The following is a 12,939-nucleotide window of genomic DNA, read 5'->3' as shown; positions in this document are numbered from 1 at the left end:
TTACACTCCTACCGCCACAGACACAGGCTCAGCCAATGAAACTGTTGGTGCTAAACCAATTGGATAACCAATATAGCCTGTTGGTAAATATTCAATCACTTGTACAGGTAAGCTAATGCTTGTTTCGCCTGCTTGTACTGTAATACGTTGACCGTCTTGAACATTTAAACGTGTTGCATCTTGTTCACCAACAGCAAACATCGCTTCAGGAATACGAGATTCCATTGCAGGTGTTTTTATCGTAAATTCACCAGAACCAAAGATATGGTGCATTGGTACAAGACGGAAACTTTCAGGGTTCACAACAACAGCAGTTGGTGCCACATAGCTACGTGCAGGACGTTTAGCTAAACGATCAAATAAACGCACACCTGAATCACCGCCTTTTAAGTGACCACCCACTTCATCTTGGTATTTATTCCAAGCTTGTGGTGAGTTCCAACCTGCAGACCATGCGAAAGGTACTAGCGAAGAAGCTGTCTGATTACCGACATAACCTTCCATAGAGAATGTTAATGCTGAATCTAGATCAGTTGGCTGTTTAGGTTCATGAACAGATAATGGCGCGCGCATTGCTGTACGACCAGAATAACGACGTGGTTCACGCGCAATCTTCAAGCCATGGATACGATATCCTGCATCAGGTGCAACATCTTGAATGGCTTCAAGCACAGGAACATTCTTCACGATGTCATCAATCACATCATCAAGCAGTGTCCAATCTACAGCTTTGCCTTTGAGACCAGTCTCAACGGCATGTAACCAACGCCAAGATTCTTTGATTGCATATTCAGGCTTGTAATAGCTTGGGTCATACACTTGATAGAAACGTTGCGCACGACCTTCTTGGCTCACAACAGTACCATCACCCTCTGCAAAACTTGCAGCAGAAAGAACGATATCTGCTAGTTTCAGAGTTTCTGTTTCACTATGATCCAATACAATTACAGCCTCAGCTTTCTCAAGTGCAGCTTTGACTTGTGCAACTGGTAAACGACGAGTTAAGTCATTTTCAACCACAACAACAGCATCATACTCTTGAGCAAATGCCTGCTCTAAGCTTAAACCACCGAATAATGCTAGACCCATTGAGTTCACTTCAGGAACCGTCAAAGATAAACCAGCATTTTCACCAAGATTCTGTGCAACTTGTGCAGCAGCTTCCATAATCGCTGAGTCCTGCAAGCTTGTACCAGAGATAATCAATGGTTTTTTCGCCGCTTTTAAAGTGTCAGCAATCGTTTGTGCAAATGCTTTTGCGTCATCGTCAAGACCAGATACTGTTTCACCTTTTACAGCAGCAGCGACAGCAAAACCTAAACGTGCAATATCGTTTGGAGAAGCAACAACTTCACCTGTTGCAACATCTGCTAAACGCGTTTGTGTTGCAGCAAGAATATAAATCGGTGATTTTGCTTCTTGGCCAATACGTTGCACAGGCTCTGCTAACCAGTCAGGAGTACGCGTTTTCGCAGCCATTTCTTTCGCTTTATTTTTCGCAGCTTGGCGAACTGATAAAGCCATACGTGGTGCTGTCTGCGTTAAGTCTTCACCCAAGATTAGAACTGCATCATAGCTCTCAATTTCACGCATGTTCGGGTTATAGATACCCTGTGTTTGCATGATTGAAGCAGCTAACTCAACCAAGTTCTGCTCTTTTTGAGACATACCTGTTGAATAGTTGGCTTGACCAACAAGTTGGCGAAGTGCGTAGTTTGATTCCAAGCTTGCACGAGGAGAACCGATACCTAGAACTTTTTTACCTTTAAGCTGTGCAATTACTTGATCAAGTGCCTGATCAACACTCACAGTTGCAACAGTTTCACCGTTACGAAATTGAGGTTGGCGTGGACGATCTTCACGATTGACATAACCCGTACCAAAACGACCTTTATCGCAAAGGAAGTATTGGTTTACTGAACCATTAAAACGGTTTTCTACACGACGGATTTCACCATAACGCTCACCTGGAGAGATGTTACAGCCCGAAGAACAGCCATGACATACGCTAGGAGCATATTGCATATCCCATTTACGGTTATAACGTGCAGAGTGTGTTTTATCGGTAAATACACCAGTTGGGCAGACTTCAGTCAAGTTACCAGAGAATTCAGATTCTAAAGTACCTGATTCTGGACGACCGAAATACACACGTGATGCATTCGCATAAACACCAAAGTCGGTACCACCCGCATAGTCTTTATAGTAACGAACACAACGGTAACAAGCGATACAACGGTTCATTTCATGTGCAATAAAAGAACCTAACTCTTGGTTATGATGTGTACGTTTCGTAAAGCGATAGCGACGACGATCGTGCTGAGTCATGACCGTCATATCTTGTAAATGACAGTGACCACCTTCTTCACAGACTGGACAGTCATGTGGGTGATTCGTCATCAAGAATTCAACAATCGATGCACGAAACTCTGTTGCTTCTTTGTCTTCAATCGAAATGTAAGTATTGTCAGCGGCTGGTGTCATACAAGACATTACCAAACGCCCACGTGTGTCCTCAGGATTCGCGTATTGAGTTACCGCACATTGACGACAAGAACCAACAGAACCTAAGGATGGGTGCCAACAAAAATACGGGATATCGATGCCAAGGCTTAAACATGCTTGTAGCAAGTTCTCTGAGCCATTGACTTCATACGATTTTCCATCGACATGAATTGTAGCCATAGTCGAATTCCTTAAACCTGTTCTACATCGCGAGTAGCTGCGTGGGTTTTAACCTTTGCCTCAAACTCATGACGGAAATATTTTAATGCGCCCATCAGTGGCTCCATCGCACCTGGTGCGTGGGCACAGAAAGTCTTACCAATCCACAACTTTTTAGTGAGTTCAGATAGATGTTGAATATCTTCCATCTTACCTTCACCACTTTCGAGTGCTTTCAGTGCTTTAACAGCCCATGGCAAACCATCACGGCATGGCGTACACCAACCACACGATTCACGCGCAAAGAATTCTTCTAAATTACGGGTCGCTGAAACCATACATTGGGTTTCATCTACGACCATCAACAAACATGTTCCTAAACGTGAACCTGCCTTCATGATGCTTTCAGCATCCATTGGTAAGTCAATATGTTCAGCAGCTAAAAAGTCTGTTGATGCCCCACCCGGCAACCATGCTTTCAGTGTTAAACCATCACGCATACCACCTGCATGATCTTCAATCACTTCACGTGCAGTTGTACCAAATGGCAACTCCCAAAGACCAGGGAATTTCACCTTACCTGATGCACCGTAGATCTTCGTACCAGGGTCTTTAGACTTATGTGCAGAAAGGTTGATATACCATTCTGGACCACGCAACATAATCGCTGGCAAGTTATTGTAGGTTTCTACGTTGTTTACAATCGTTGGACGACCCCATGCACCCGCAACTTGTGGGAATGGTGGTTTAGTACGTGGATTGGCACGACGACCTTCAAGCGAGTTGATTAATGCAGTTTCTTCACCGCAGATATAACGACCTGCACCTGTATGAACATACATTTCGAAGTTCCAGCCACTACCTAGAATGTTTTCACCTAGATAACCTTTGGCACGAATTTGCTCTAATGCTTCATTCAAGTATTGAGCAGCTTCGATATATTCACCACGAATGAAGATATAACCATGAGTTGCCTCTAAGGTATAACCAGCAATCAACATACCTTCGATCAATTGATGTGGAAGTTTTTCCATCAACAAACGGTCTTTGAATGTTCCAGGTTCCATTTCATCAGCATTACAGATCAAATATCGTGGACCACCATCATTTGGTGCCATCAATGACCATTTAATTCCTGCTGGGAAACCTGCACCACCACGACCTTTAACCGTTGCAGCCTTAATGACGTCGAGTACATCTTTTGGAGGCATACTAAGTGCTTTTTTAAAGCCTGCATAACCCTCTAAAGCTTCGTATTCATCAGCATTGCGTACTGCATCTTGCTTACTCAAACGCCAAGTTAGCGGATGAGTTTCTGGGTTACCGTCGCCATAAATTGGTTTTGGTTCAGTATTCATACATACTTCTCCAATAACTGTTTAACTGATGATACATCCACTAAACCGTGAGTATCTTCATCAATCATTAACGTTGGACCTTTGTCACAATTGCCTAAACAGCAAATTGGAAGCAAGGTGAAACGACCATCTGCTGTAGTTTGTCCGTATTGAATGCCTAACTCACGCTGAAATGCTTCTGCTAAAGTTTCTGCACCCATTAAGAAGCAAGCAATTGAATCACATAATAAAATTACGTGACGACCTACAGGTTGACGATAAATACGGTTGTAGAACGTTGCTACACCCTCTAAATCAGCCACACTGATAGTCAGCAATTGTGCAATTGCATTCATTTGAGCGTCATCTACCCAACCATTACGGCGTTGTACACACTTTAAAGCATCCAAAGAAGCTGCGCGTGGATACGGATAGTGACCAATGTGATGTTCAATTTCATGGATTTCGTCAGCAGTCAAAATCCCTTCAACATTCACACGTGGTTTTTTATCAGTCAAAATCATCATAATCGTTTACCCCTAGCGATCCACGTCAGCCATAACTACGTCAATGGTCGCCAAATAAATGATCAAGTCAGATACTAAGCTGCCGTTAATAACAGAAGGCATTTGCTGTAAATGAGTGAATGTTGGCGTACGAATACGAGTACGGTAGCTCATAGTTGACTTATCAGAAGTGAGGTAATACGTACTCGCACCTTTCACTACTTCAGTCATGAATGAAGACTCACCTGCAGGCATAACAGGACCCCATGACACGCTCAAGAAGTGCGTAATCAAGGTTTCAATATCTTGTAATGTCTTATCTTTCGGTGGTGGAACTGCCAATGGATGATCCGCTTTATATGGACCAGAAGGCATATTATCCAAGCACTGTTGAATGATTTTTAGTGATTCAGTGATTTCACGGAAATGCACTAAAACACGCGCATATGCATCGCCTTCATACTCAACTGGAACATCAAAGTCGAAGTTCTCATAACCACTGTATGGACGATATTTACGGACATCAAAATCAATACCAGTTGCACGTAAACCAGTACCTGTCACACCCCAAGCTAACGCAGACTTAGCATCGTATTGCGCTACGTTACGCGTACGACCGATAAATACTGAGTTTTTAAGTGCAGCTGTGTAGTACTCATTCAAACGTTTCGGCATCCACTCTAGCAACTCTTTAACAAGTTTTTGCCAGTTGTTTGGAAGGTCATGCGCCGTACCACCGATACGGAACCATGCTGGATGCATACGGTAACCCGTGATTGCTTCAACAATGTCGTAAACTTTTTGACGGTCTGCGAACATATAGAATACTGGTGTCATACCACCGGCATCCTGAATCGCTGTACCACAAAATAATAAGTGGTTATTGATACGGAACAATTCGTTCAACATCACACGAATAACTTGCGCACGCTCAGGTACTTTAATCCCTGCAAGCTGCTCAACTGCCATTACATATGGCATGTTTTGCGCACAACCACCTAAGTAGTCAACACGATCCGTATAAGGAATGAATGAATGCCAAGTTTGACGTTCAGCCATCTTTTCCACACCACGGTGGTGATAACCGATATCAGGCACACAGTCTTTGACTTCTTCACCGTCCAACTGTAAAACCACACGGAAAGCACCATGTGCAGATGGATGGTTAGGACCTAAGTTGAGGAACATGAAGTCTTCATCAGCGTTACCGCGTTTTAGACCCCAGTCTTCTGGTACGAAACGTAAGTGTTCTTGTTCGAAATCTTGTTTCGCTTGATCTTGCATATATGGCGTATATTCTGTCGCACGCGCAGAATATTCTTTACGCAACGGATGACCTTCCCAATAAGTCGGCAACAAGATACGACGGAGCATTGGATGCCCTTCGAAATTGATCCCGAACATATCGTAAGCTTCACGTTCGTACCAGTTGGCATTTGGCCAAATGTTGGTTGCCGTTGGAATGTTTAAATCATTTTCATTCAACGCAACTTTGATACGGATATCACTATTACGCTCAAGCGATAATAGATGATAGAACACTGTGAAGTCAGATGGAGGCAACCCATCACGGTGAACACGTAAACGCTCATCAACCGCAGACAAGTCAAACAGCATCACATAAGGACGTTCCACTTTACGGAGGAACATGAGGACTTCTTGCACGCGTGCGCGCTCAACCCAGACAGTTGGAAACTCTTCACAAGTCGCCTGCACGTAGAAGTTCTCACCAAATTTGGTTTTGAGCTCTTCTACAATTGCAAATGCTGGGCGTGAATCAACCTGAGTTGATTCTGGCATAGCAATGTCAGTTTCAGCCATTGGCTTGGCTTCCTATTTAATACAAATTCTGTCAATTTCCACGATGACCATATCCAATAAGCGATATGTCAAAAACTCATCGTTTAAATTATTTAATTTCATCCATAGAGCGTAGGTTTTTCACCGCAATACGATCAGCATTTTTACGGTCACGTTCTGGCATCATCTTTGGCTTATAAACAGGCTGAAGATCATCACCAATAACCGCTGAAAGTGGACGGCGCTCTAGTTGAATTTGGTCTTGAAGTAACATCAATGCTTGGATTAATGCTTCTGGACGCGGTGGACAGCCTGGGATGTACACATCAACAGGAATAATCTTGTCTACACCTTGCACCACAGAATAGATGTCGTACATACCACCAGAGTTTGCACAAGCACCCATTGAAATCACCCATTTTGGCTCCAACATTTGTTCATACAAACGTTGAATTACAGGTGCCATTTTGACAAAGCACGTTCCTGCAACAATCATCAAATCCGCTTGACGAGGTGAAGCACGAATAACCTCTGCACCAAAACGTGATAAATCATGAACGCCTGTTAATGTAGTTGCATATTCAACGTAGCAGCATGATGTACCAAAGTTGAATGGCCACAAGGAGTTCTTACGCCCCCAGTTCACAGCTGTATGCAACACATCTTCAAGACGTGTCATCATCACACTTTTATTAACTTCTTCCTCTAATGGATCAGTTACGATCTGACGATCTTGCAATGGATATTGATCGGCATCTGGATTCGCACGGGTTAAAGTATATTTCATCCCGACTTACTCCTGTTTAAATGATGATGTAGTCGGTGTTTTAGATTTAACACGACCAGAAGACTGTGCTGGAATATGACCTGTAGGATCGACAACCAATTCTTCAATGTTATTGAATCGAGTGATCTCAGCAATATTCATATTTGGCGAACCAATTTTCATTGCTACACCTGCAGATTTACGACGATCTACTGGCGCCCAGTTCAACGCACCAACAGAAATGGCATAAATCAAGGCAATCAAGAGATCAACCACAAAAATCACAACCGTGGTAAATCCAAACCACCCTACTTCACGCACAGATGTAGACCACGCGTAGAGATAGAGAGCTTCAAGATCAAAAACAACAAAGAAAATGGCAACGAGATAGAATTTGGCTGACAAGCGAATACGAGCACCGCCCGCACCTACTACGCCTGATTCAAACTGCTCTTGCTTGGCACGCCCCCATGCTTTACCCCCAAGGAGTAAAGGGACTGTCAGCATAAAAACGCAAAGAAATGTAACGCCGATCACGAAAGCGATAATCGCCCAATCGTATGGAGTAATGGCACTCATGCGGGGATAACTCCTGGCAGGCCTATTTTTAACAAAGAATGTATGTATTGGCCTTCAAATACACCAAACACAAAATTAATCCCGCCAATTGTACCTGATTTCTAATTTCTCATGCTAGTTGAAGCGCTTTAGTCTTTTGGATGATTTTGTTCATAAATTTACTGATATATATAAGATCAGTGTTAATTCACCCTCAAAAATCGATTAATCAAATCACGCATAAGTTATTAATCATTTTTTTCTATATTTATGCGCCAAAAACATTCTTCTTTTACAAGCCATGCGCAAAAATATAACAACATGAACCAAATGATTGCATAAGCATAAATTTATGGTGAAATTTTAAACAAAATTTATATAATAGCGCCACTCAAAAGCCATCAGGAACAGCGTTAGAATGCCCTCACTTAAAGTCGCATCAAAATCTCTTTCGCTTTCCCAATTATTTCTATTGTTCAGTGCAGTTATCTTGTTCTGCTGTTTACTTGGCATCGCAACACGCCAACTTACATTTTTAGCTTCATTTTGGCCAGCTAACTCCGTTCTTTTAGGTATCCTGATTCGCTTCCCTCAAACACGCCACCCCATCAGTTTTATTGGCGCTATAGCAGGATATTTAATTGCAGATTCAATGCAAGATACCCCTTTTTTGCTGAATGTATGTTTAACCTCAGCCAATTTACTCTATGTCATCACCACATTAGCGCTCTATATTAGATTTCGGAATTACATTCGCTCATTACATCAAGGTTACTTTTATCTATTTTTATTTAGCTTTTGCTGTATTGGGGCTTTATCTAGTTCATTATTCGCAGCGATTTCACTCCCCTATTTTAATACTAGATTTGCTTTGGGTACGTTTTGGATCGATTTTGGCTATTGGTTTACGGCTGAAATCCAAAATGCCCTCTTACTTCTTCCTGCACTACTTAGTGCACCAAACTTTAAAGAGTTAAAACAACAATTTATAGAATTTAAAACTCAAACTGTTCAACAGAGTTTTCCGCTATTTGCAGTTCTTATTTCAATTGTGATTGCATATTACGATACAGGACCAGGTTCGCTACTTTACCCAATTGCACCCTTGATTTGGTGTGCGCTTGCTTATCGACATTTTTCTGTTGCGATCATTACTTCGATAACCTGTGCTTTTATCATTCATCATGTTTCAGAAAATTATTTACAACTGTATCCACATGAATATTTAAACAATACCATCTCTATTCGATTTGGCTTGATTATGATGACGATTGCACCTCTTACTGTGTCCAATATCAATATGGTAAGGTCAAAGCTCATTCAGGAATTACAACACATCATTGCACATGATGAGCTCACCTCTAGTTTAACTCGACGGCAATTCCTCCAGTCGGTACAACTCCTACATACTCAAGCTCAAAAAGCACAACAAACCACTGCATTTTTGATGCTCGATCTCGACCACTTTAAAAAAGTGAATGATACCTATGGTCATCAAATGGGAGACAAAGCACTGAAATATTGCGTACAGGTGATTCATTCATTACTCAGACCAAATGATTTACTTGGACGTTTAGGTGGTGAAGAATTCGCAATTTTTATGAGTGATATCGACCCTGATACAGCTTTTCAATATGCTGAAAATATACGTTTAGACATCAGTAAGATGCCTATTCCACTCAATGATCAGCAGCAGTTTTACATACAAGTCAGCATTGGGATCTGTTTGTGCACTCCTGAAAATCAACAATCTATTGATGCACTATTTAAACAGGCTGACGATGCGTTGTATCAAGCCAAACATCAAGGACGAAACCAAGTTGTGATATCGACATAATATGTTTCAATTCAGCTACATGCTTTAATTAAGTTTATACACTCTTGTCTTCATTCATCGGTATTCTAGAGTTATAAAACAAGGAGAAAAATATGCAGCTAGAATACACACATGACACAGACTATTTCTTTTTCTCACAACTCTTAATGCGTCATATCGAAACTTATATTCAAAAACATCCTGACGCAGACAATGCGATTTTTGACCTAAGAGATATTTATGAAGTTTTTAGAGAGGATTTTGCTGCGACCACTACAAATCTAGAAGGTATTCTAAATATTGCAGATACATATAAAGTCGAAACACTTGATGGAGATAAACCACTCATTCGAAACTATAAGATTGATGTAAAAAATAACTCTCTATTGATTGATTTTAATGCAGATGCATTACAGCGTTTAAAATCGGGGTATCCACTTATCGAACCAGATGCTTCTGTGCAAGAATAATTAATTGTGACAAAGAGAAACCTCAGATATCTGAGGTTTATTTTTTTGCAGGCTGTTTATAACGTTTTGCTGGCCATGTCATGATAAAACGCGCCCCACCGAGATTTGGGCTTTGATCGACTTGTATATCACCACCAAACCAATATGCGATACGGCTTACAATTGACAACCCCAATCCATAACCACCTGAGGCACGAGTACGACTATCATCTAAGCGTGCAAAAGCTTCGAAAATACGTGAGCGCTCTTGCTCTGGAATACCAGGACCATCATCTTCGACGCAGACATAAGCTTTACCATCTGCACGAACACCACCACTAATTCGCACTTTATTGTCACAATAGCGAACCGCATTCCCCACAAGATTTTGTACGACTCGATGTAAATAGCGTCTTTCAGCATCGACACGAAGCGCTAAAGGAGGTGCAATGAGTTCGATCTCTTTTTGTGTTTTCAGTGCTTCTGTTTCCATCGCCACTTGATCCAACACTTCAACTAGCACGACATCTTCAAAATCTAATGATGGTGTACCCTGCTCCAATTTGGCATAAGTCATAATCTCATCAATCAAGGTATTCAGCGCTTCAATGTCTTTATCAATCATATCCACTTGCTGAATCCGATAATTATAATCATCCTCTTCGGCAAGCATTTCCATCCCAAAGCGTATACGAGCAACAGGTGTGCGCAACTCATGAGAAACCGCACGCATCAACTCACGTTGTGCCTCGATTAAACGCTGAATATGATCGGACATATTGTTATAGCTGGATGCCAAGTTTGCCATTTCATCGCTTCCCTCGATCGGGACACGCAATGACAGATCACCAGATTTCATTTTGTTTAAGGCATGACGAACCTGACGAATCTTTCTTTCTAAAGGTAAAATCAATCCATATACGCCTAAACTCAACAAGAATAAGCTAAATAGAGTAATCCCTGCTGCAAGCTGGAATGGCATCCAATTGAACATTGGGACTGGACCTAAGACCAAAACTTGTGCTGGATGATTCGGCATCGGTGAAACAATCGAAATGGTTGTGCCTCGAACAGTCGCACTGTCCTTATACAACAGGACACTTTGATCTTGGCGTAAACGACCAATTTGCTCTGAATCGAGATTAATCTCACGAATATCTAAAATATCAATCGGATAATAGAAGTGCTTTTTAATTTTTTCTAAATATTCACGCTCTTGTCCCGGATAGAAAATTAAATAATCCAAGACAAATATAGGCAACGCCTTCATCTGACGTTCGCCAATTTTATCTACTTTAATATAGATAAAATGCTTCGGGTCATCTTTTAGACCAATAATAATATAACCAACCCCGTTGTTTGCATCGTAGCGCACAACAGACTTTTGCTCAGAAATTCGTCTTTTTTCAGTTCGAGATAATTCAACACGCGCAGCATCAACATAATAAATTGGAAGCTCTAACAAATCAGAAGCATCAGAAATCCAATCTAGCTTTTGCTGCTTGGCAGGCTGGCGAGATACCCCTTCACTAATTACGAATGAAATCCCATCCGTAAGTGATTCACGATATTCTTGCGCACGTTGGTAGTTAATGATTTGAACCAGCAAATAACAAAATGCGGCAACCACAACCACTAAAACGACCAAACCAGCATAGATACGCAAGAATATGCTGTTTTTGAGTACTCGACTTACCATAAGGTCAATAATTCCAAACTAATTAAAGTCCCTCCTGAGCAGTAAACTGCACAAGTCCCTTTTTTCAAGGGAGTCATCCCCCTTTCATGAAAAAGAGGGATTCGGAGGATTTAGACCCCGTTGGTTTCTTTTACAAATAAATAACCTTTACTACGTACTGTTTTAATACGTTTAGGGTTTTCTGGATCATCACCGATTTTTGGACGAATACGTGAAATACGCACATCGATCGAACGATCTTGTCCATCGTATTCAATACCACGTAAGCGCTCAAAGATGTCTTCACGCGATAAAATGCGCCCTGCATTAGATGCTAATAACCATAATAAGTCATATTCAGCGCTAGTGAAGTCTACTAATTCGCCATTTAAAGTGACTGAGCGACCACCATTATCAATCACAAGATCATCGAATTCGATACGTTGAGCAACTTCATCTTCTACTGTTTTGTCAGTACGACGTAAAAGTGCGCGAATACGAGCCAACAACACACGTGGCTGTACAGGTTTTGCGACATAATCGTCCGCACCCATTTCTAAACCAAGTACCTGATCCATATCTTCAGTACGCGCTGTCAACATCAAGATCGGTTGATGGTAATGTGGGCGAACTTCACGACAAACTGTTAAGCCATCTGCGCCTGGTAACATCACATCAAGTACAACTAAATCTGGTTGTTCGCTAATAATACGACGAATGGCGCGGTTACCATCTGTTTCAACACCAACTTCTAACCCATTACGGATTAAATACTCTTGTGTTAAACGCGCTAATCGTTCGTCATCTTCAACAATCAAAATCTTCGGTAACTTTTCTTCTTGGCTCATATGTTTGCCCCTACAATCAGAGAGAATCTATCTTTAAAAATCTGACAGATACATTGGTTTATGTTTTGCAATATACACACGTTTACATTGTAAACAAGTAGTCGTTCACCAAACTGATACACGGCAATATAGTTTTGTTATATTTTTATTAAAATTATGAATTTTAATATGTTTTTCTATTTTCAGCTCAGTTTAAGAACAGGATGAATTTTGAGTATAGATTTTGTACCAGTGTTAAACAATTTGTTTCTTAACTGACCGATACTGATTTAAGTGTTTGTTTTTTGAGTTATCCACAGAGTTATCTATAAGCCTTTTTAGACGGCTTTGTTATGCTATGTGCCTGTGAATTCAGCAGTTAAGACATGAAAAAAAATTTACTAAAATGTCAAGGATTGATCTGCTGTTAAAAATCCCGTATCTTGTGTTGAAAATAAACTTTAACCACTAAGTATTGTGTTTATCCCTCAAACATCGTGGCATACTTTTTGCTCGATTCAAACGGTCCATGAACATA

Annotated in this window: 10 protein-coding genes; 2 read left to right on the top strand and 8 right to left on the bottom strand. The window is 41.1% G+C overall.

What is annotated here, in order from left to right:
• From nuoG to ndhC, 6 genes are all read right to left on the bottom strand, one after another.
• Positions 1-2,685, bottom strand: coding sequence for an NADH-quinone oxidoreductase subunit NuoG (gene nuoG / locus H2677_RS03465; RefSeq protein ID WP_004952451.1), 2,685 nt, complete (start codon positions 2,683-2,685; stop codon positions 1-3).
• An 11-nt stretch (positions 2,686-2,696) separates the two neighbouring features.
• Positions 2,697-4,022: an NADH-quinone oxidoreductase subunit NuoF gene (gene nuoF, locus H2677_RS03460; RefSeq protein ID WP_004952448.1), complete on the bottom strand. Its 1,326-nt coding sequence runs from the start codon at positions 4,020-4,022 to the stop codon at positions 2,697-2,699.
• On the bottom strand, positions 4,019-4,528 hold the full coding sequence (gene nuoE / locus H2677_RS03455; protein ID WP_004638051.1) for an NADH-quinone oxidoreductase subunit NuoE: 510 nt from the start codon (positions 4,526-4,528) through the stop codon (positions 4,019-4,021). Before nuoE ends, nuoF begins: the two co-directional genes overlap by 4 nt.
• 12 nt (positions 4,529-4,540) lie before the next feature.
• Positions 4,541-6,328 carry an NADH-quinone oxidoreductase subunit C/D gene (gene nuoC / locus H2677_RS03450; protein WP_004952445.1) on the bottom strand — a complete coding sequence of 596 codons (1,788 nt, stop codon included), beginning with the start codon at positions 6,326-6,328 and terminating at the stop codon, positions 4,541-4,543.
• An 88-nt stretch (positions 6,329-6,416) separates the two neighbouring features.
• A complete protein-coding gene (locus H2677_RS03445) occupies positions 6,417-7,094 on the bottom strand; it encodes a NuoB/complex I 20 kDa subunit family protein (protein WP_004881335.1) in 678 nt (225 codons plus the stop codon).
• Between the two features lie 6 nt (positions 7,095-7,100).
• Complete coding sequence (gene ndhC, locus H2677_RS03440; RefSeq protein ID WP_004914305.1) at positions 7,101-7,652, bottom strand: NADH-quinone oxidoreductase subunit A; 552 nt, start codon at positions 7,650-7,652, stop codon at positions 7,101-7,103.
• 397 nt (positions 7,653-8,049) lie between these two features.
• Between ndhC and H2677_RS03435 the strand changes: the two genes are divergently transcribed.
• Positions 8,050-9,468, top strand: a complete 1,419-nt coding sequence (locus H2677_RS03435; protein WP_129261937.1) for a GGDEF domain-containing protein — start codon at positions 8,050-8,052, stop codon at positions 9,466-9,468.
• 92 nt (positions 9,469-9,560) lie between these two features.
• Positions 9,561-9,917 (top strand): hypothetical protein, encoded by a 357-nt coding sequence (locus tag H2677_RS03430; RefSeq protein WP_004914312.1) that lies wholly within the window; start codon positions 9,561-9,563, stop codon positions 9,915-9,917.
• A gap of 37 nt (positions 9,918-9,954) precedes the next feature.
• Here H2677_RS03430 and bfmS read toward each other — a convergent pair whose 3' ends face one another.
• Together bfmS and bfmR are read right to left on the bottom strand one after the other, a co-directional pair.
• Entirely contained in the window at positions 9,955-11,595 is a 1,641-nt protein-coding gene (gene bfmS / locus H2677_RS03425) for a sensor histidine kinase BfmS (protein WP_004952440.1), read from the bottom strand.
• Between the two features lie 110 nt (positions 11,596-11,705).
• On the bottom strand, positions 11,706-12,422 hold the full coding sequence (bfmR, locus tag H2677_RS03420) for a response regulator transcription factor BfmR (protein WP_004914319.1): 717 nt from the start codon (positions 12,420-12,422) through the stop codon (positions 11,706-11,708).
• Between the last annotated feature and the right edge of the window lie 517 nt (positions 12,423-12,939).

It is taken from the genome of Acinetobacter junii, from assembly GCF_018336855.1.
In the GTDB taxonomy this organism is placed as follows: Bacteria; Pseudomonadota; Gammaproteobacteria; order Pseudomonadales; family Moraxellaceae; genus Acinetobacter; species Acinetobacter junii.
Note: the sequence above shows the minus strand (reverse complement) of the source record. Positions and strands in the feature narration are given on the sequence as shown.